Raw genomic sequence first — 18,104 nt, 5'->3', positions numbered from 1 at the left:
TACAGCCTCACAGCCCCCCCCAGCCCCCCCCAGCCCCCCAGCCCCCAAAGGAGCCCCCACCATCACCCCCGACCCTGCCCCCGGCAGAGCCGCACCGGACACCCCCACAGACGACCCCCGCGCCAAGAGTTCGCCGGTCCGGGTGATGGTCGTCGACGATCAGGCCGTCGTCCGCGCCGGGTTCGCCGCGATCGTCGACGCGGAGCCGGACCTCCACGTGGTGGCCGAGGCCGGGGACGGCGCCCACGCCGTACAACTGGCCGCCGAACTCGTCCCGGACGTGGTCCTCATGGACATCCGCATGCCGGGCATGGACGGCCTCACGGCGACCCACCTGCTCACCACCGCCCCCGCCCCGGCCGCCCCCACCCCCCGCGTCCTCGTCCTCACCACCTTCGACCAGGACGCGTACGTCCACGACGCCCTGCGCGCCGGGGCCTCCGGGTTCCTGCTGAAGGACGCGCGGCCCGAGGAACTCCTCGCCGGCATCCGCATCGTGGCCGCCGGCGAGGCCATGCTCGCCCCGACCGTCACGCGCCGCCTGATCGACGCCTTCGCCGGCGCGGTCCCCACCCACGCCCCCGCCCCGGACCCCGGACTCCTGCGGTCGCTCACGCCCCGCGAGCGCGAGGTCCTCACACTGGTGGCCGCGGGCCGGACGAACGCGGAGATCGCCGACTGCCTCGGCGTCACGACCGGCACGGTGAAGTCGCACGTGAACGCGGTGCTCGGCAAGTTGGGCCTGCGCGACCGCGTCCAGGCCACGATCCTCGCCTACGACCTGGGCCTCGCCCGCCCCCGCCCCGTCCCGTAGACGGCCCGGCCCGGCACAGCAAAAGACCGCACCCGGCCGGCACGGACGCCTTCGCTCGATGACGGCGACGGCGACGTGCGGACCGGGTGCGGTCGAAAAGGCGATGCGACCCGCGTATCCGCGGGCCGGCGACCCGGTGCGGGTCAGGCCTTCTTGGTCTCCCAGAAGATCTTGTCGATCTGGGCGATGTAGTCGAGCGCCTTCTGACCGGTGGCCGGGTCGGTCGAGCCCTTGGCGGCCGAGAGGGCCTTGAGGGCGTCGTTGACCAGCTGGTGCAGCTCCGGGTACTTCTCGAAGTGCGGCGGCTTGAAGTAGTCGCTCCAGAGAACCGAAACGTGGTGCTTCGCGAGCTCGGCGCGCTGCTCCTTGATGACCGTGGCGCGCGCCTGGAAGTGCGCGTCGTCGTTGCCGGCCATCTTCTCCTGCACGGCCTTGACCGACTCCGCCTCGATGCGGGCCTGGGCCGGGTCGTACACACCGCAGGGCAGGTCGCAGTGGGCGCTGACCTTCACCTTGGGGGCAAACAGGCGGGAAAGCATGGTGCTGTCCTCCTCGTGATCGTCTTCTCAGGTGGGACATTACTCCGTGAGAGGCGGCTTTTCGCGAGTGCCCCCATGGGCTTAGGACAAAAGTCCAGGGTCAGACTGGGACTGGTGGAGGATAGGACCGGGGAGGTGCCGGTGATGCCGGAGCTGTCGCAGGAGAGCGAGCGCGGTAGGGCCCTTGTGCCGTGGGGCGCGGCGGAGGTGACGGGCCCTTCGATGGTGCCGACGCTCCGGCACGGGGACCGTCTGCTGGTGCGCTGGGGGGCGCGCGTACGTCCGGGTGACGTGGTCATCCTGTGCCACCCGTTCCAGCAGGACCTGTTGGTCGTCAAGCGGGCCACGGAGCGGCGCGAGGGCGGCTGGTGGGTGCTCGGTGACAACGCCTTCGCGGGCGGGGACAGCACGGACTACGGCGTCGTCCCCGAGGAACTCGTCCTGGGGAAGGTGTGGTTCCGCTACCGTCCGCCGGCGGCGGGGCGCCGCTCGCCGCTGGCGCTCGCGCGCTGGGCGCTGGGGGCCGTGCGGCCGGTGCCGGCCGAACGCTCCGTCTCCAGGCGCTTGCGGGCGCGGTAGGCGGCGACGTTGGCGCGGGTCGCGCAGCGGTCCGAGCAGTAGCGCCGGGAGCGGTTCGTCGAGGTGTCGAGGTAGGCGTTGCGGCACGGTGCGGCCTCGCACAGGCCGAGCCGGTCCACACCGTGCTCGGTGAGGTGGAAGGCGAGCCCCATCGCGGCGATCGCGGCGTACCCCGCCGTCGCGTTCGAGGGGTGGTCCGCCAGGTGCATGTGCCACAGCGGGCGCCCGTCGTCGTCCCGGTGGTCGTGGCCCGAGATCTGCGGGCTGACCGGGAACTCCAGGAGCAGTGAGTTCAGCAGGTCGACCGCGAGCGTCTCGTCGCCGCCGTCCGCCGCCTCGAAGACCGCCCGGAGCCTGCCCCGCACGGACCGGAAGCGCGTCACGTCGGAGTCCGTGGCGCGGCGGGCCATCTGCGTGCTCGGCCCGAAGAGCTCCCTGATCGCCTCGACGGACGTCAGCGTGTCCTTGTTGCGGCCCGGCTCCTCGCTGTTGACCAGGCGTACGGCGTAGTCCGAGTAATAGGCCAGTTCCACTTGTAGTCCTTACGAGGGCGGGCTATGGTCATTCCTGTCAGCCGGTAATGGCCGATTGCGGTACCAGGGTATTACGTACTGGAGGGGTTCTGATGACGGATACGGGGACGGGTACAGGGACGGGGACCGGGACCGGCGCCACGCCCGGCACCGACTGGCGCGCCTGGCAGGACAGCTGGGACCGGCAGCAGCAGTGGTATCTGCCCGACCGCGAGGAGCGCTTCCGCATCATGCTCGACATGGTCGAGGCCGTGGTGGGAACCGCGCCGCGCGTCCTGGACCTGGCGTGCGGTACGGGAAGTATTACGGACCGGCTGCTCCGGAGGTTCCCGGAGGCCACCAGCGTCGGCGTCGACCTCGACCCCGCCCTGCTCACCATCGCCGAGGGCACCTTCGCCGGGGACGACCGGGTCACCTTCGTCACCGCCGACCTGAAGGACCCCGACTGGACCGCCGCGCTGCCGCACGACAGCTACGACGCGGTGCTCACCGCCACCGCCCTGCACTGGCTCTTCAGCGAGCCGCTGGCCGCCCTCTACGGCCAGGTCGCCGGCCTCGTCCGGGACGGCGGCGTCTTCATGAACGCCGACCACATGCCGGACCCCGCGACCCCGCGCCTGAACGAGGCCGAGAGCGCGCTGCGCCACCGCCGGATGGACCGCGCCAAGGCCGGGGGCGTCCTGGACTGGAAGGAGTGGTGGCAGCTCGCCGCGCAGGACCCGCACCTCGCGGAGCCCACCGCCAAGCGGTTCGAGATCTACGGCGAGCACGCGGACGGCGACATGCCCTCGGTCGAGTGGCACGCGCGGACGCTGCGCGAGGCGGGCTTCGCGGAGGCCCGCGCGGTGTGGTCCTCGCCGTCGGACTCGGTGGTCCTGGGCCTGAAGTAGGGCCCCGTTTTTCCGAGGGGCGCCGAGGGGTTCCGAGGGGCGCGGGGAAGCGCGCGCCCGGCCGCGACGCACCTGCGGCCGAAGAGCCGCACGCGAAGGGGCCGGTACGGATCCACGATCCGTACCGGCCCCTTCGGCGACCGCTGACTGAAGCCGGCGGAGCCTTACAGCACCTTCGACAGGAACGACTGCGTGCGCTCCTGCTGCGGGTTGGTCAGCACGTCGCGCGGGTGGCCGGACTCGACCACCACGCCGCCGTCCATGAAGACGAGGCTGTCGCCGACCTCGCGGGCGAAGCCCATCTCGTGCGTGACGACGATCATCGTCATGCCGGACTCCGCGAGGTCGCGCATCACGTCGAGCACGTCGCCGACCAGCTCGGGGTCGAGCGCCGACGTCGGCTCGTCGAACAGCATCAGCTTCGGGTCCATCGCGAGCGCGCGGGCGATGGCCACGCGCTGCTGCTGGCCGCCGGAGAGCTGCGAGGGGTAGTTGCCCGCCTTGTCGCCGAGGCCGACCCGGTCCAGGAGCTGACCGGCGCGCTCCCGGGCCGCGGCCTTGGTGACGCCCTTGACCTGGACCGGCGCCTCCATGACGTTCTCCAGCGCCGTCATGTGCGGGAAGAGGTTGAAGCGCTGGAAGACCATGCCGATGTCCCGGCGCTGGAGGGCGACTTCGCTGTCCTTGAGCTCGTACAGCCGGTCGCCCTTCTGCCGGTAGCCCACCAGGTCGCCGTCGACGTACAGCCGGCCGGCGTTGATCTTCTCCAGGTGGTTGATGCAGCGCAGGAACGTCGACTTGCCGGAACCGGACGGGCCGATGAGGCAGGACACCTCACCCGACTTCACTTCCAGGTCGATGCCCTTGAGGACCTCTACGTTGCCGAAGGACTTGTGGACGCCTTCGGACTTCACCATGGCGGTCGTCATCAGTGCCCCACTCCCGAGCGGTTGCCCAGCGACAACATGTTGGCCTTGATCTTCTGGAACGGCGTGGCCGGCAGCGAGCGCGACGAACCGCGCGCGTAGTACCGCTCCAGGTAGAACTGACCGACGCTGAGGATCGACGTCATGATCAGGTACCAGCAGGCGGCGAGCAGCAGCGTCTCCACCGTCGCGCCGGACGAGGTGCCGATGTCCTGGGCGTACTTGAGGAGTTCGTAGTACTGGACGGCCGCGACCAGCGACGTCGTCTTCAGCATGTTGATGAACTCGTTGCCGGTCGGCGGGACGACCACGCGCATCGCCTGCGGCAGCACGACGCGGCGCAGCGTCTTGTTGTGGCTCATGCCGAGGGCGTGCGCGGCCTCGGTCTGGCCCTCGTCGACCGAGAGCAGGCCGGCGCGGCAGATCTCCGCCATGTACGCGGCCTCGTTGAGGCCGAGGCCGAGCAGCGCCGTCAGCATCGGCGTCATGAAGTCCGACCACTCGTCCTTGTAGATCGGACCGAGGTTGATGTAGTCGAAGACGAAGCCGAGGTTGAACCAGACGAAGAGCTGGACCAGGACCGGCGTACCGCGGAAGAACCAGATGTAGAACCAGGCGACCGACTGCGTCACGGGGTTCTTCGACAGCCGCATGATCGACAGGAGCACACCGCCGACGACGCCGATCAGCATCGAAAGGAAGGTGAGGATCAGCGTCTCGCGGACGCCCTTGAGGATGCGCTCGTCGAAGAAGTTGTCGGGGATCGCGCCCCAGTTGATGTCGCCCTGGGCGAAGGCGAGGACGATCGCGGCGAGGACGCCGATCGCCAGGACGGCGGCGACGTACCGGCCGAAGTGCCGTACCGGGATGGCCCGTATGGCCTCCGCCGGGCGGGCCTGAGGGACGTCGTCCGCGGGGCCCTTCTTGGAGATGTCGGGGGTCACGTGCGTGGCCTTTCAGCGACGGGGATGGGGGAGGGAGGGGTCACTTGCCGCCGTTGACCTTGGCTTCCTTGACCGCGCCGTCGTCGACGCCCCACTTCTTGATGATCTTCGCGTACTCGCCGTTCTTGATGATGGCGTCGAGCGCGGCCTGGATGGCGTCCCGCAGCTCGGTGTTCTTCTTGGAGATCGCGATGCCGTACGGGGCGGCCTCGACCTGCTCGCCGACCAGCTGGAAGTCCTTGCCGCCGCCCGAGGTCTTCACCGCGTACGCGGCCACCGGGAAGTCGGACGAGCCCGCGTCGGCGCCGCCGGAGCGCAGCCGGGCCTGGGCCTGCTGGTCGTTGTCGTACTGCTCGATGGAGATCTTCTTGCCGCCCTTGCACTTCTTCGACTCGGCCTTGGCCAGGTCGTGCGAGACGGTGCCGCGCTGGACGACGATCTTCTTCCCGCAGAGGTCGGCCCAGGTCTTGATGCCCTGGTCGTCGCCCTTCTTGGTGTAGATCGAGACACCGGCGGTGAAGTAGTCGATGAAGTCGACGCCGGTGCCGACCTTCTTGCCGTTCTCCTCGTCGATGCCCTCCTGGCGGTTCTTGGTGTCGGTCATGGCCGACATCGCGACCTGGTAGCGCTTGGAGCGCAGACCGCCGAGGAGGGTGTCGAAGGTGCCGTTCTCGAACTCGAACTCCACGCCGAGCTGCTTGCCGAGGGCCTCGCCCAGATCGGGGTCGATGCCGACGGTGTTGCCGGACTTGTCCTTGAACTCGACCGGCGGGTAGGCGATGTCGGACCCGACCTTGATGACGCCCGCGCTGCGGATGTCCTGGGGGAGCTTGTCGGCGAGCGGTGCGTCGCCGGCCGAGTCGCTCTTCTTGTCATTGGTCTGGTCGCCGCAGCCGGAAAGCAGCAGCGTGCCGGCGACCGCGATCGCGCCGACCGCCGTCATCCGTGACTTAACGGACTTGACTGCGGTCCTACGACAAAACGAGCTGGCGGTCATGGTGGGTCCTCCGGCGGATGAGGGAGTTGCCGATGGGTCGGGCACACACCTTCGGGTGTCGCGACCTCGTGTGATGACGGCATCTTGCCATTCGGACCGTCCGATTCTGGGTGCCGAAGATGTCAAAATCGGATAACGGGCGAGCCTCGAATCCCACCATCCCGGTACGGCCCGGTCGTAGGGGGGCGGGAGCGAATCGCCGTTAACCGATGAATATCCGGTGAATCTCGCTATGCGGACCGCTGGGACGCACTATTCGGAGAATTCGGACATCGGTCGGTCGAGGCCGGTAGGGGATACGGCCTTTCCGGGCGAGCGGCCCCATGTCGGAAAAGGCCGGTTACGACGATCTTGATCGCGGAATGGGCGCTACCGGAGATGGCACCGAGTGCCGTCTTACAGGTCATCCGCCCGGACCAGTGACACTCGTCCCGGCCTCGAGGGACGTCTGCGGAGCTGGCTGCAACCAATGTCACTCGCCCGTGCCCGCCGCCTTCGGGTACAAAGGTTGGCTACACCCCTCATCCGGGGCCCAGGGCGCGTGTGCGGCGCGCCCGCGTGTCCGTACCTCCCTCCGCCGACAGGCGGGGAACGGACGCGGTGCCCGCCCACTTCTCAACCGGGAGTGGACACCCTCAACTGATGAATAAGACTTAAGGGGTCAGACAAGTGGCAGCGGAGATCGTCAATCCTCGCAGCGACAGCAGTACGGATCACGAGGGCCCCGCGGGTGCGGCCGAGCCCTTCGATCCGGCGTTTGCGCTGCACCGCGGCGGCAAGATGGCCGTGCAGGCCACCGTGCCGGTCCGCGACAAGGACGACCTGTCCCTGGCTTACACGCCCGGCGTCGCGAAGGTGTGCAGCGCGATCGCCGAGCGGCCGGAGCTCGTCCACGACTACACGTGGAAATCCAATGTCGTCGCCGTGGTGACCGACGGGACCGCCGTGCTCGGTCTCGGCGACATCGGCGCCGAGGCCTCCCTCCCCGTGATGGAGGGCAAGGCCATCCTGTTCAAGCAGTTCGGCGGCGTGGACGCGGTGCCGATCGCGCTCGCGACGACGGACGCCGACGAGATCGTCGAGACCGTCGTGCGCCTCGCGCCGTCGTTCGGCGGCGTCAACCTGGAGGACATCTCGGCGCCCCGGTGCTTCGAGATCGAGCGCAAGCTGCAGGAGCGCCTCGACATCCCGGTCTTCCACGACGACCAGCACGGCACCGCCGTCGTCACGCTGGCCGCGCTGCGGAACGCGGCGAAGCTGACCGGGCGCACGCTCGGCGAGCTGCGCGCCGTCATCTCCGGCGCCGGCGCGGCCGGGGTCGCCATCGCCAAGTTCCTGCTCGAGGCGGGACTCGGGGATGTGGCGGTCGCCGACCGCAAGGGCGTCGTGAGCCGCGACCGGGAGGACCTCACCCCGGTCAAGCGCGAGCTCGCGGAGCTGACCAACAAGGCCGGCATCAGCGGTTCGCTGGAGGCGGCCCTCGACGGCGCCGACGTCTTCATCGGCGTCTCGGGCGGCACCGTCCCCGAGCCCGCGGTGGCCTCCATGGCGCCGAACTCCTTCGTGTTCGCCATGGCCAACCCGAACCCCGAGGTCCACCCCGACGTCGCGCACAAGTACGCGGCCGTGGTGGCGACCGGGCGCTCGGACTACCCGAACCAGATCAACAACGTGCTCGCCTTCCCCGGCATCTTCGCCGGTGCGCTCCAGGTGCGTGCCTCGCGCATCACCGAGGGCATGAAGATCGCCGCGGCCGACGCCCTCGCGGACGTCGTCGGCGACGAGCTCTCCGCGGACTACGTGATCCCGTCGCCGTTCGACGAGCGCGTCGCCCCGGCCGTCACGGCGGCGGTCGCCGCGGCGGCCCGTGCGGAGGGCGTCGCCCGCAGCTGACACCGGGTTCGCGCCGCCACCGCGCCCCCTGCCGCGCACCTCGTGCGGCAGGGGGCGCGGTGCGTGTGGCGCCCGTGGGTGAGCGGCGGCCGGGGGCGAGCGCGGCGCGTGTCACAGCCGTACGAGGTTCCGTCCGGGCCGAGGTGACGCCTAGGGTCACCTCATGTTCGCTGCCTACGCTGCTCGTATCGACCGTGACCAGCCGCTCGACGGCCTCGAGTTGGGGGAACGGCCCGCCCCCGAGGCGCGCTCCGGCTGGTCGACCGTGAACGTCAGGGCCGCCTCCCTCAACCACCACGACCTGTGGTCGCTGCGCGGGGTCGGCCTGGCCGAGGAGAAGCTGCCGATGATCCTCGGCTGTGACGCCGCCGGGATCGACGAGGACGGGAACGAGGTGGTGCTGCACTCCGTCATCGGGCAGAGCGGGCACGGCGTCGGGCCCCGCGAGGGCCGCTCGATCCTCACCGAGAAGTACCAGGGCACCTTCGCCGAGCGGGTCGCCGTCCCCACCTGGAACGTGCTGCCCAAGCCGAAGGAGCTCTCCTTCGCCGAGGCGGCCTGCCTGCCCACCGCGTGGCTGACCGCCTACCGGATGCTCTTCACCAACGCCGGGGTACGGCCCGGCGATTCGGTCCTCGTGCAGGGCGCGGGCGGCGGTGTCGCCACGGCCGCGATCGTGCTCGGCAAGGCGGCCGGCCTGCGCGTCTTCGCGACGAGCCGGGACGAGGCCAAGCGCAAGCGGGCGCTCGAACTGGGCGCGGTCGAGGCCGTCGAGGCGGGCGCGCGGCTTCCGCAGCGGGTGGACGCGGTGATCGAGACGGTGGGCGCGGCGACCTGGTCCCACTCGGTCAAGTCGCTGAAGCCGGGCGGCACGCTGGTCATCTCGGGCGCCACCAGCGGCGACCGCCCCTCGCACGCCGAACTCACCCGGATCTTCTTCCTGGAGCTGAAGGTGGTCGGCTCGACGATGGGCACCAAGGACGAGCTGGAGGACCTGCTGGCCTTCTGCGCGGCCACGGGTGTACGTCCGGTGGTCGACGAGGTGCTGCCCCTGGACCGCGCCAGGGAGGGCTTCGCCCGGCTGGAGTCCGGCGACCAGTTCGGCAAGATCGTCCTGGAGGTCTGAGCTCACCCCTCCTCTCCTCGCTGCTCCCCACCCCTCCCGCGTCAACCAAGGTTGACGCCCGCATGCATGTCAACGTAAGTTGACATGCATGACCGAAGCAACGGATCTCGCCGAGCGCGCGGGCGACCGCGACCCACGGATCGGGCTCCGCGCCGTGACCGCGCTGCGGAAACTGGTGGAGCAGCTGGAGGCCGTACAGGTGCGCACCGCCCGCCTGCAGGGCTGGTCCTGGCAGGAGATCGCCGCCGAGCTCGGCGTCAGCAGGCAGGCCGTGCACAAGAAGTACGGGAGGCAGTGATGTTCGAGAAGTTCACGGACGAGGCCCGCGCGGTGGTCGTGGGTGCGATCGGACAGGCCCAGCGGGCGGGCGCGGCGTCGGTCGACGACGGCCATGTGCTGCTCGCCCTGCTGTCCCTGCTCGACGAAAGCCCGGGCGCGGAGCCGGGCACCGCGGTGAGTGCGGGCGGGGGCGCCGGGCGGCCGGTGGCCGGTCGGGCCGCGTTCGCGCTGCGGGCCCTCGGCGCTGCGGACCGGCGTACGTCCATCGAGCGGGCCCTCGCCGACGCGCGGCGCCGCGGCGGGCTCTCGCGGGCCGACGCGCAGGCCCTCGCCGACCTGGGTGTGGACGTCGACGAGATCGTCTCCCGGGTGGAAGAGGCGCACGGGGTCGGGGCGTTGGCGGGCGCGGGCGCCCGCGCGGGTGCCGATGCCCTGGAGGGTGCCGGTGGCCTGGAGGGTGCCGGTGCGGGTGCCGGCGCTGGGCGGAGGGGCTGGCGGGAGCGGTTCGGCCGGGCGCCCTTCGGCAGGGACGCCAAGGAGGTCCTCGTGAAGTCCCTCCGGCTCGCCACCGCACGCCGTGACCGGACCATCGGCGGACACCACCTGCTCCTGGCCCTCGCGGTCCGCCCCGGAGTGATCTCGGAGATCCTCGCGGACCACGGTGTGACTTACGCGGCCCTGGAGCGGGCCCTCTACGGCGAAGCTGCCTGACCTCGCGGTTCGGGCGGGGCGGGCGGGGTGCAGGGGGTGTACGGGCCGTCCCGGCGGTCCGTACACGGAGCTCTGGCCGGGGAGGACCGGCAAGGTGCAGCCCAGCCGCCAGCTCGCCGTGAAGCGCTCGCCGGCACAGGCGGCCAGGCGGCCAGGCAGCCAGGCAGCAGGGAGGCCAGGTCGCGGGCCCGGACCCGCCCCGGGCCCAGTGAGTCGGCGCGGGCAGGCGCGGCAGGCAGGGCGGTGCCCCGTGCCCTGGCCCGGTCTCAGCGCCGCGCGGGTTCAGGCGGCCCAGGAGGCCGTGGGTCCCCAGGCGTCACGGGGTGCGGTCCGGGGTGCGCAGCGTGGCGGCGATGTGGGCCGCTGCCCGGGACAAGTGGCGGCGGGACTCGCGGAGTTGGTCCTCCGTCACCCCGTGGTCCCGGGCCGCGTCCCGGATGTCGTCCCGGAAACGGTCCAGGAGGCGGTCGAGGTCCCGGCCGGGGTCACCGGTGGAATCCTCGCGGGCCCAGTTGGGCACGTACTCGACGGGGAGATCCTCGGGGGCCGAGGTGAACACGGGCCCGGCGCCCGCGTCGGTGTCCGGAGCCGGTGCCCGGGTCGGCTTCTCCGCCCCGGTGTCGGCGCCGGTCTCAGCCCCCGGCTCCGTCCTCGACCCGGCGCTGGAGTCCGCCGCGTCGGAACGAGCACCGAAGTTCTTGCCGAAGTCCCGGCCGAGCCCCATGCCGAACTCGCCGAACTCCCTGGCCAGTTCCGCCATGCCTTCGCGAACGCCCGTCGGCCAGTCGCCCCGCGCGAAGTGGACCTGGACCTGTTCCTGTACCCGCCGCGCGATGCGCTGGGCCTCCTCCTGGGCCTCGCGGGCCTGGGTGCGGGCCTTCTCCTGGGCCTCCTTGGCCTGGCGGCGGGCGCGCTGGGCCTCCTCGCGGGCGCGGCGGCTCTCGTCCTTCGCCCGGCGGGCCTGCTCCTTCCACTCCTGCTTGGCCCGCTTGAACTCCTCCTTCGCCAGCCGCAGGCTCTCCTTGTCGCCCCAGACCCCGTCGAAGAACTCGCTCGGATCCGGGAAGGGCCTGCCGTGTGCCGAGCCGTCCTGCGCCGGACCACCCGCGGCCGAGCCCTCCTGGGCCGAACCCCCGTGGCCGGCACCGCCCGCGGCGCGGGCCTCCTTCGCGGCCGCCCGCATCTCGCGGCGCAGCTCACCGGCGGCTCCTTGCACGCCGTCGCGGATCTCGGCGGCGAGCTCGGCGACCGAGTCGCGGATCTCCAGCTCCAGATCGGCCAGCTCGCCGCTGCGGTCGGCCAGTTCGGCGCGGCCGGCGTCCGTGATGGCGTAGACCTTCCGGCCGCCCTCGGTGGTGTGCGTGACCAGGCCCTCGGCCTCCAGCTTGGCGAGGCGGGGGTAGACGGTGCCCGCCGAGGGTGCGTACAGACCCTGGAAGCGCTCTTCGAGGAGGCGGATCACCTCGTAGCCGTGGCGGGGGGCCTCGTCGAGCAGCTTGAGCAGATACAGACGCAGACGGCCGTGGGCGAACACGGGGGGCATGTCAGAGCACCTTCTTGGGGGTCGGGTCGTCGTTCGGGCCGTCCGGCGGCGTGGGGGCGGCGTCCGCCGGGACGACGTCCAGGGGGACCTCGTCGTGATGATCTTCCTCTGTCTGCGGCCTGCGCAGGAGCGCGATGGAACCGGAGACGGTCGTTGCCCTCAACCGGCCCCGGCCGGTACCCAGCCGGCCGGTGATCCGCTTGGCGCCCCATTGGCCGCCCACCCGAAGGTCCTCGAAGGCGTTCGACACCGCGCCGCTCGCGGTGTCCACCTCGACCTCGGCGTCCGCGGGGTGCGGCAGCCGGACCGCTATCTCGCCCGAGACGCTCGTCAGGGCGACGTCGGTCGGGCCGCCCGCCGGCGCCAAGTCCACGATCATCGAGCCGCTCACCGAGTCGGCCCGGACGGCGGGGCCCGCGGCCTCGACCACCGTCAGGGCGCCCGAGACGGAGTTGAAGCGGAGGTCGCCGGTCACGCTCTGGGCCTCCAGGCTCCCGGAGACCGTGGAGGCGCGGACCGGGCCCGAGAGTCCGAGCAGGGTCGTGTCACCGGTGACGCCCTTGACCTCGGCGCGCCCCTCGATGCCGGAGACCACGGCGCCCGCGCCGACCACGCCCACCTCGACGCGGGTCCCCGCGGGGACGGCGACGGAGACCACCGCGCTGCGGTGCCAGCCCTTGCGGTCGAGCCACTTCAGGAAGCCCTTCCAGGGCAGGTCGTCATAGGCGACCGTGAGGACGCCGTCCTCGTGGGTGACCCGCAGGGGCGGGCCCGTCATCTCGGAGATCTCCAGGCGGGCGGAACCTTCGTCGGTGCCCACCACGTTCACGGTTCCGTTGACCACCCGGACGTGAAGTGTCGTCACGGGGGCGTCGAACGTGAGCTTCTGTGGCTCGGCGACGGACCACTCAGACATGACCTGACCTCCCTGGCGGGCCCCTGGCGAGACCTCAACGCGCCATATCGCGTTCTCTTCCATTCACGATATATCGCGGATCGCGGAAGTCAAGACACACGAGAGAGTGAACCCGCCCCGGCCCCCGCCCCTACCCAGGCCCCGGCCTCTGCGCCGATTGTGCCGATCTGTCCTAGCGTGGGGTCATGTCGTCCGATGCATCCACGCCCCGCGCCCCCGGGACCTCCGGAGCCTCCGGGACCGGCGCGGCCGCCGGCGCGCTGCTGCTCTGCCGGGCCGCGCCCGACACCGTGGAGCCCGCCGCCCAGCTGCTGCGCGAGCGGATGCTGCTGGCCGAGGCCGGTTACGGCTGGAGCGTGCTGGTGCCCGAGGGCAGCCCGTGGCTGCACGGCGAGGAGCCGGTCGACCGGGTGCTCACCGGGTGGGCCACCGCGCTCGCCGTCGGCTCCGGCTGGCCGGTGCTCGCCCTGTGGTGGGACCGCGACTGGTCCGGCTGCACCCTCGCCGTGGGGTTCCGGCGGACCGTCGGCTACGAATGGCTCGCGAACGGCACGGCCGTGGGGGAGGACGAGGCGATGCGGACACTGGCCGCGCGGCTCGGCCTCGACCCCGTACTGGACATGCAGTCCCTGGAAGCCCTCACCCGCCCCGACCGGTCGGCCGACGCCCGCGCCCGGATGCTCGGCCTCCTCGCGGTCCTCTCCCGCACGGGGCTCACCCTTCCGCCCGGCCTCACCCCCGGCGCACCGGCCGACCGGTTGCGCGAGGTGGCACGGGTGCAGGAGGGCGTACGGCAGGTGGAGTGGCCCGGCTGGCGGGATGCGGTCCGAGCGGAGTTCGTCGCCGTCGAGCGGAGCCCGCTGGGCCCCTGGGTGCGCGGGCCCCGGGCGCGGCTGCTGGCCACCGCGCAGATCGTGGCGGGGCTGCCGCTCGCGGCGCGCGCGGTACGGCTGCGCAGCGGCGGCTGGGCCACGGCGGCCGGGCTGCTGCTGACTCAGGGCGTCGCGGGCCTCGCGTACGACCGGATGCGGACGCGGGACTGAGACGCCCCCTCGGGGCAGGGCGCAGTCACCCCGTGGAACAGGCGGGCGGAAGGCGCCCCGGTCGACACGCCCGCCGGCTACTCGTCCTCGTCCTCGTCGTCCAGCCGCGCCAGCCAGGTGGCCAGGCGCTCGACCGGGACCTCGAAGTCGGGGTTGAGGTCCACGAAGGTGCGGAGCTGCTCGGCGAGCCACTCGAAGGTGACCTCCTCCTCGCCGCGCCGCTTCTCCAGTTCCTCGATGCCACGGTCGGTGAAGTACAACTCAAGCTCCTGGTGGGGTGGGACTTCTTCGCCTTCATGGTAGGCGCCGACGCCGAAGGGCCCGCCCCCGAGTTCGTCTGAACCCGGGGGCGGGCCCCTGTGCGGAGAACCGTCGAGGACTACGCCTCGAAGACCTCGCTGAGCAGCTGCTCCTGCTCGGCCTGGTGGCGCTTGGCCGAACCGACCGCCGGGGACGAGCTGTGCGGCCGCGAGATGCGGCGCAGGCGCTCGCCGTGCGGGATGTCCGCGCCGACCGCCAGGTCCAGGTGGTCGATGAGGTTGAGGGCGATGAAGGGCCACGCGCCCTGGTTCGCCGGCTCCTCCTGCGCCCACAGGTACTTCTCGGCGTTCGGGTACTTGGCGATCTCCGCCTGGAGCTCGGCCCCCGGCAGCGGGTACAGCCGCTCGATGCGGATGATCGCCGTGTCCGTGGCGCCGCGCTTCTGCCGCTCGGCCTCCAGGTCGTAGTACAGCTTGCCCGCGCAGAAGACGACCTTGCGGACCGCCGACGCCTCGACCGACGCGTCACCGATGACCGGACGGAAGCCGCCCGTCGTGAACTCCTCAGCCTTCGAGGCCGCCGCCTTCAGGCGCAGCATCGACTTCGGGGTGAAGACCACCAGCGGCTTGTGGTGCGGGTTGTGCACCTGCCACCGCAGGAGGTGGAAGTAGTTCGACGGCAGGGTCGGCATCGCGACCGTCATGTTGTTCTGCGCGCACAGCTGGAGGAAGCGCTCGATGCGGGCGGACGAGTGGTCCGGGCCCTGGCCCTCGTAGCCGTGCGGCAGCAGCAGCGTGACGCCGGAGTGCTGGTTCCACTTCTGCTCGGCGGCCGAGATGTACTCGTCCACCACCGTCTGCGCGCCGTTGACGAAGTCACCGAACTGCGCTTCCCACATGACGAGGGACTCGGGACGGGCCAGCGAGTAGCCGTACTCGAAGCCCATCACCGCGTACTCGGAGAGCAGCGAGTCGTAGACGTTGTAGCGCGCCTGCTCCTCGGAGAGGTACATCAGCGGCGTGTAGTCCTCGCCGGTCGCGCGGTCGATGAGGACCGCGTGGCGCTGGCCGAACGTGCCGCGGCGGGAGTCCTGGCCCGACAGGCGGACCGGGGTGCCCTCCAGGAGCAGCGAGCCGATGGCGAGGGTCTCGCCCATGCCCCAGTCGATCGTGCCCTCTTCGACCATCGTCGCGCGGCGCTGGAGCTGCGGCAGCAGGCGCGGGTGGACGGTGACCCGGTCGGGGATGTTGACCTGGGACTCGGCGATCCGCTTGACGACCTCCTGGGAGATCGCGGTCTCGACGTGCACCGGGAACTCGGCCTGCGGCGCGGGGACCTCGGCCTGCGCGGGCTGCGAGACGGCCTCGCGGACCTCGGTGAAGACCTTCTCCAGCTGGCCCTGGAAGTCCTGCAGCGCCTGCTCGGCCTCTTCCAGGGTGATGTCGCCGCGACCGATGAGGGACTCGGTGTAGAGCTTGCGCACCGAGCGCTTCTTGTCGATCAGGTCGTACATCAGCGGCTGCGTGAACGCCGGGTTGTCCGACTCGTTGTGACCGCGGCGGCGGTAGCAGATGAGGTCGATCACGACGTCCTTGTTGAACGCCTGACGGAACTCGAACGCGAGCCGCGCGACGCGGACGACGGCCTCGGGGTCGTCGCCGTTCACGTGGAAGATCGGCGCCTCGATCATGCGGGCCACGTCGGTGGCGTACATGGAGGAGCGCGAGGACTCCGGGGCGGCGGTGAAGCCGACCTGGTTGTTGATGACGATGTGGACCGTGCCGCCCGTGCGGTAGCCGCGCAGCTGCGACATGTTGAGCGTCTCGGCGACCACACCCTGGCCCGCGAAGGCCGCGTCACCGTGCAGGGCGACGGGCAGGACGGTGAAGTCCGTGCCGCCCTTGTTGATGATGTCCTGCTTGGCGCGGACGATGCCCTCGATGATCGGGTCGACCGTCTCCAGGTGGGACGGGTTGGCGGCCAGCGAGACCTTGATCTGCTCGCCGTCCAGGCCGGTGAAGGTGCCCTCGGCGCCCAGGTGGTACTTCACGTCGCCGGAGCCGTGCATGGACTTGGGGTCCATGTTGCCCTCGAACTCGCGGAAGATCTGGGCGTACGACTTGCCGACGATGTTGGCGAGGACGTTCAGGCGGCCGCGGTGGGCCATGCCGATGACGACCTCGTCCAGACGCGACTCGGCGGCGCTGTCGAGCACGGCGTCGAGCAGCGGGATGACGGACTCGCCGCCCTCCAGGGAGAAGCGCTTCTGGCCGACGTACTTCGTCTGCAGGAAGGTCTCGAAGGCCTCCGCCGAGTTCAGCCGGCGCAGGATGCGCAGCTGCTCCTCGCGCTCGGGCTTGGTGGCGTGCGTCCGCTCGATGCGGTCCTGCAACCAACGGCGCTGCTTCGGGTCCTGGATGTGCATGAACTCGACGCCGGTGGTGCGGCAGTACGAGTCGCGCAGCACGCCGAGGACGTCGCGCAGCTTCATCATCGACTTGCCGGCGAAGCCGCCGACCGCGAACTCCCGCTCCAGGTCCCACAGGGTGAGGCCGTGCTCGGTGATGTCCAGGTCGGGGTGCTTGCGCTGCTTGTACTCCAGCGGGTCCGTGTCGGCCATGACGTGGCCGCGGACGCGGTAGGAGTGGATCAGCTCGAAGACGCGGGCGGCCTTCGTGACGTCGTCGTCGTGCGAGGCGTCGATGTCCTTGAGCCAGCGGACCGGCTCGTAGGGGATGCGCAGCGCCTTGAAGATCTCGTCGTAGAAGTCCTGCTCGCCGAGGAGGAGGTTCGCGACGATCCGCAGGAACTCGCCGGAGGCGGCGCCCTGGATGACCCGGTGGTCGTAGGTCGACGTGAGCGTCATGACCTTCGAGATGCCGAGCTTGTTCAGGGTGTCCTGGGAGGTGCCCTGGAACTCCGCGGGGTAGTCCATCGAGCCGACGCCCATGATGACCGACTGGCCGGGCATCAGACGCGGCACGGAGTGGACGGTGCCGAGGCCGCCGGGGTTGGTCAGGGAGACCGTCACACCGGTGAAGTCGTCCATGCCGAGCTTGCCGTCGCGGGCGCGCCGGACGATGTCCTCGTAGGCCTGCCAGAACTCGAAGAAGTTCAGGGTCTCGGCCTTCTTGATGCCCGCGACGACCAGCTGGCGGTCGCCGTTGGGCTTCACCAGGTCGATGGCGAGGCCGAAGTTGATGTGCTCCGGCTTGACCAGGGTGGGCTTGCCGTCCTTCTCCACGAAGGAGTAGTTCATCGACGGCATGGCCTTGATGGCCTGCACCATGGCGTACCCGATGAGGTGCGTGAAGGAGATCTTCCCGCCGCGGGCGCGCTTGAGGTGGTTGTTGATGACGATGCGGTTGTCGAAGAGCAGCTTCACCGGGACCGCGCGGACCGACGTGGCCGTCGGGACCTCGATCGAGGCGTTCATGTTCTTCGCGACGGCGGCCGAGGGGCCGCGCAGCGTCACGTACTCGGGCCCGGCCGGGGCCTCCGTCGCGGGCTCCGCCTTGGCGGCGGGCTTCGCGGCCGGCTTGGCCTCCGCGGGCTTGGCGGCCTGCTTCGCGGCAGGGGCCGCGGCGGGCGCGGACTTCGCGGGAGCGGCCGGAGCAGCCGCGGCCTGGGCCGCGGGCTTCGCCGGGGCGGCGGGGGCGGCGGGAGCAGTGGTGGACGCGGCCCCCGCGGCCGTGTCACCCGCCGGCTCGGCCGGGGCGGCGGCACCGGAGGTGGCCACCCCCGGCTTGTAGTCGGCGAAGAAGTCCCACCAGGCTCGGTCGACCGAATTCGGGTCCTGGAGGTACTGCTGATAGATCTCGTCTACGAGCCACTCATTGGGACCGAAGGCTGCGGCAGGGTCCTTGCCCTGCCCGTCTTGGTCGGTCGAGATGCTCGAGCTACTGGGGGACTGTGACGACACGGCGGTAACCGCCCTCTTCCGCTTCACAAGGTGATGGACAGCGGAAATAAAGGCTACGCCTCCCAGGGCGTGAGATGCAGACCGGGCCCGGCATCCGTCGCGTAAGTCACACTGGATCGATGGTTTCGGCGCACTGAATGGCGGGAAACAAGCGAGGTTCTGCAACGCCAGATGGCCGCGCGGGTACG

17 protein-coding genes are annotated in these 18,104 nt (G+C 70.9%); 8 read left to right on the top strand and 9 right to left on the bottom strand.

The annotated features are described in order from the left end of the window. Positions 1 to 145 precede the first annotated feature (145 nt). Positions 146 to 814: a response regulator gene (locus ACZ6B8_RS19680; protein ID WP_471079395.1), complete on the top strand. Its 669-nt coding sequence runs from the start codon at positions 146 to 148 to the stop codon at positions 812 to 814. Between the two features lie 143 nt (positions 815 to 957). On the opposite strand, the gene sodN is transcribed toward ACZ6B8_RS19680, so the two are convergent. Further along, entirely contained in the window at positions 958 to 1,353 is a 396-nt protein-coding gene (gene sodN / locus ACZ6B8_RS19675; RefSeq protein WP_078075133.1) for a superoxide dismutase, Ni, read from the bottom strand. Positions 1,354 to 1,497: 144 nt separating this feature from the next. Between sodN and sodX the strand changes: the two genes are divergently transcribed. Further along, positions 1,498 to 1,932, top strand: coding sequence for a nickel-type superoxide dismutase maturation protease (gene sodX, locus ACZ6B8_RS19670; RefSeq protein ID WP_471608180.1), 435 nt, complete (start codon positions 1,498 to 1,500; stop codon positions 1,930 to 1,932). Here sodX and ACZ6B8_RS19665 read toward each other — a convergent pair. Then, positions 1,815 to 2,465: a CGNR zinc finger domain-containing protein gene (locus tag ACZ6B8_RS19665; protein WP_362364653.1), complete on the bottom strand. Its 651-nt coding sequence runs from the start codon at positions 2,463 to 2,465 to the stop codon at positions 1,815 to 1,817. The two genes, sodX and ACZ6B8_RS19665, sit on opposite strands and share 118 nt — an antisense overlap. A gap of 92 nt (positions 2,466 to 2,557) precedes the next feature. On the opposite strand from ACZ6B8_RS19665, the gene ACZ6B8_RS19660 reads away from it, so the two are divergent. Beyond that, on the top strand, positions 2,558 to 3,355 hold the full coding sequence (locus ACZ6B8_RS19660; protein ID WP_471608006.1) for a methyltransferase: 798 nt from the start codon (positions 2,558 to 2,560) through the stop codon (positions 3,353 to 3,355). A 164-nt stretch (positions 3,356 to 3,519) separates the two neighbouring features. On the opposite strand, the gene ACZ6B8_RS19655 is transcribed toward ACZ6B8_RS19660, so the two are convergent. From ACZ6B8_RS19655 to ACZ6B8_RS19645, 3 genes are read right to left on the bottom strand one after another with little or no spacing between them, the layout of a single operon-like run. After that, complete coding sequence (locus ACZ6B8_RS19655; protein WP_471079960.1) at positions 3,520 to 4,272, bottom strand: amino acid ABC transporter ATP-binding protein; 753 nt, start codon at positions 4,270 to 4,272, stop codon at positions 3,520 to 3,522. Between the two features lie 11 nt (positions 4,273 to 4,283). After that, positions 4,284 to 5,225 (bottom strand): amino acid ABC transporter permease, encoded by a 942-nt coding sequence (locus tag ACZ6B8_RS19650; RefSeq protein ID WP_471079404.1) that lies wholly within the window; start codon positions 5,223 to 5,225, stop codon positions 4,284 to 4,286. A 40-nt stretch (positions 5,226 to 5,265) separates the two neighbouring features. Beyond that, positions 5,266 to 6,222 (bottom strand): ABC transporter substrate-binding protein, encoded by a 957-nt coding sequence (locus ACZ6B8_RS19645; RefSeq protein ID WP_471079407.1) that lies wholly within the window; start codon positions 6,220 to 6,222, stop codon positions 5,266 to 5,268. Between the two features lie 669 nt (positions 6,223 to 6,891). Between ACZ6B8_RS19645 and ACZ6B8_RS19640 the strand changes: the two genes are divergently transcribed. The 4 genes from ACZ6B8_RS19640 (at position 6,892) to ACZ6B8_RS19625 (ending at position 10,231) form a co-directional block, all read left to right on the top strand. Next, positions 6,892 to 8,115, top strand: a complete 1,224-nt coding sequence (locus tag ACZ6B8_RS19640) for an NAD(P)-dependent malic enzyme (protein WP_471079410.1) — start codon at positions 6,892 to 6,894, stop codon at positions 8,113 to 8,115. Positions 8,116 to 8,278: 163 nt separating this feature from the next. Next, a complete protein-coding gene (locus tag ACZ6B8_RS19635; protein WP_471608005.1) occupies positions 8,279 to 9,241 on the top strand; it encodes a zinc-binding dehydrogenase in 963 nt (320 codons plus the stop codon). A gap of 88 nt (positions 9,242 to 9,329) precedes the next feature. Continuing rightward, entirely contained in the window at positions 9,330 to 9,539 is a 210-nt protein-coding gene (locus tag ACZ6B8_RS19630) for a sigma factor-like helix-turn-helix DNA-binding protein (RefSeq protein ID WP_471608004.1), read from the top strand. After that, positions 9,539 to 10,231 (top strand): Clp protease N-terminal domain-containing protein, encoded by a 693-nt coding sequence (locus ACZ6B8_RS19625; protein ID WP_471608003.1) that lies wholly within the window; start codon positions 9,539 to 9,541, stop codon positions 10,229 to 10,231. Before ACZ6B8_RS19630 ends, ACZ6B8_RS19625 begins: the two co-directional genes overlap by 1 nt. Positions 10,232 to 10,547: 316 nt before the next feature. Here the strand turns inward: ACZ6B8_RS19625 and ACZ6B8_RS19620 are convergent, their stop codons facing one another. Both ACZ6B8_RS19620 and ACZ6B8_RS19615 read right to left on the bottom strand, forming a co-directional pair. Beyond that, positions 10,548 to 11,774, bottom strand: a complete 1,227-nt coding sequence (locus ACZ6B8_RS19620) for a PadR family transcriptional regulator (RefSeq protein ID WP_471608002.1) — start codon at positions 11,772 to 11,774, stop codon at positions 10,548 to 10,550. A gap of 1 nt (position 11,775) precedes the next feature. Then, positions 11,776 to 12,690 carry a DUF4097 family beta strand repeat-containing protein gene (locus ACZ6B8_RS19615; protein WP_471608001.1) on the bottom strand — a complete coding sequence of 305 codons (915 nt, stop codon included), beginning with the start codon at positions 12,688 to 12,690 and terminating at the stop codon, positions 11,776 to 11,778. Between the two features lie 185 nt (positions 12,691 to 12,875). Here ACZ6B8_RS19615 and ACZ6B8_RS19610 point away from each other — a divergent pair, with 185 nt between their 5' ends. Then, positions 12,876 to 13,733 carry a hypothetical protein gene (locus ACZ6B8_RS19610; protein WP_471608000.1) on the top strand — a complete coding sequence of 286 codons (858 nt, stop codon included), beginning with the start codon at positions 12,876 to 12,878 and terminating at the stop codon, positions 13,731 to 13,733. A 77-nt stretch (positions 13,734 to 13,810) separates the two neighbouring features. On the opposite strand, the gene ACZ6B8_RS19605 is transcribed toward ACZ6B8_RS19610, so the two are convergent. Both ACZ6B8_RS19605 and ACZ6B8_RS19600 read right to left on the bottom strand, forming a co-directional pair. Continuing rightward, positions 13,811 to 13,993: a DUF6104 family protein gene (locus tag ACZ6B8_RS19605; RefSeq protein ID WP_003961784.1), complete on the bottom strand. Its 183-nt coding sequence runs from the start codon at positions 13,991 to 13,993 to the stop codon at positions 13,811 to 13,813. A 119-nt stretch (positions 13,994 to 14,112) separates the two neighbouring features. Next, complete coding sequence (locus tag ACZ6B8_RS19600) at positions 14,113 to 17,916, bottom strand: multifunctional oxoglutarate decarboxylase/oxoglutarate dehydrogenase thiamine pyrophosphate-binding subunit/dihydrolipoyllysine-residue succinyltransferase subunit (RefSeq protein ID WP_471607999.1); 3,804 nt, start codon at positions 17,914 to 17,916, stop codon at positions 14,113 to 14,115. Between the last annotated feature and the right edge of the window lie 188 nt (positions 17,917 to 18,104).

This window comes from Streptomyces sp. NPDC041122, assembly GCF_055592445.1.
This window is presented reverse-complemented; position numbering and strand designations above follow the sequence as displayed.

What these genes read in the sequence shown, in the direction of transcription:
- ACZ6B8_RS19635 (WP_471608005.1), top strand. Translation starts at nt 8,279, where the DNA reads ATGTTCGCTGCCTACGCTGCTCGTATCGACCGTGACCAGCCGCTCGAC.
- ACZ6B8_RS19615 (WP_471608001.1), bottom strand. Translation starts at nt 12,690, where the DNA reads ATGTCTGAGTGGTCCGTCGCCGAGCCACAGAAGCTCACGTTCGACGCC.
- ACZ6B8_RS19645 (WP_471079407.1), bottom strand. Translation starts at nt 6,222, where the DNA reads ATGACCGCCAGCTCGTTTTGTCGTAGGACCGCAGTCAAGTCCGTTAAG.
- ACZ6B8_RS19620 (WP_471608002.1), bottom strand. Translation starts at nt 11,774, where the DNA reads ATGCCCCCCGTGTTCGCCCACGGCCGTCTGCGTCTGTATCTGCTCAAG.
- ACZ6B8_RS19630 (WP_471608004.1), top strand. Translation starts at nt 9,330, where the DNA reads ATGACCGAAGCAACGGATCTCGCCGAGCGCGCGGGCGACCGCGACCCA.
- ACZ6B8_RS19680 (WP_471079395.1), top strand. Translation starts at nt 146, where the DNA reads ATGGTCGTCGACGATCAGGCCGTCGTCCGCGCCGGGTTCGCCGCGATC.
- sodN (WP_078075133.1), bottom strand. Translation starts at nt 1,353, where the DNA reads ATGCTTTCCCGCCTGTTTGCCCCCAAGGTGAAGGTCAGCGCCCACTGC.
- ACZ6B8_RS19660 (WP_471608006.1), top strand. Translation starts at nt 2,558, where the DNA reads ATGACGGATACGGGGACGGGTACAGGGACGGGGACCGGGACCGGCGCC.
- sodX (WP_471608180.1), top strand. Translation starts at nt 1,498, where the DNA reads ATGCCGGAGCTGTCGCAGGAGAGCGAGCGCGGTAGGGCCCTTGTGCCG.
- ACZ6B8_RS19655 (WP_471079960.1), bottom strand. Translation starts at nt 4,272, where the DNA reads ATGGTGAAGTCCGAAGGCGTCCACAAGTCCTTCGGCAACGTAGAGGTC.
- ACZ6B8_RS19610 (WP_471608000.1), top strand. Translation starts at nt 12,876, where the DNA reads ATGTCGTCCGATGCATCCACGCCCCGCGCCCCCGGGACCTCCGGAGCC.
- ACZ6B8_RS19625 (WP_471608003.1), top strand. Translation starts at nt 9,539, where the DNA reads ATGTTCGAGAAGTTCACGGACGAGGCCCGCGCGGTGGTCGTGGGTGCG.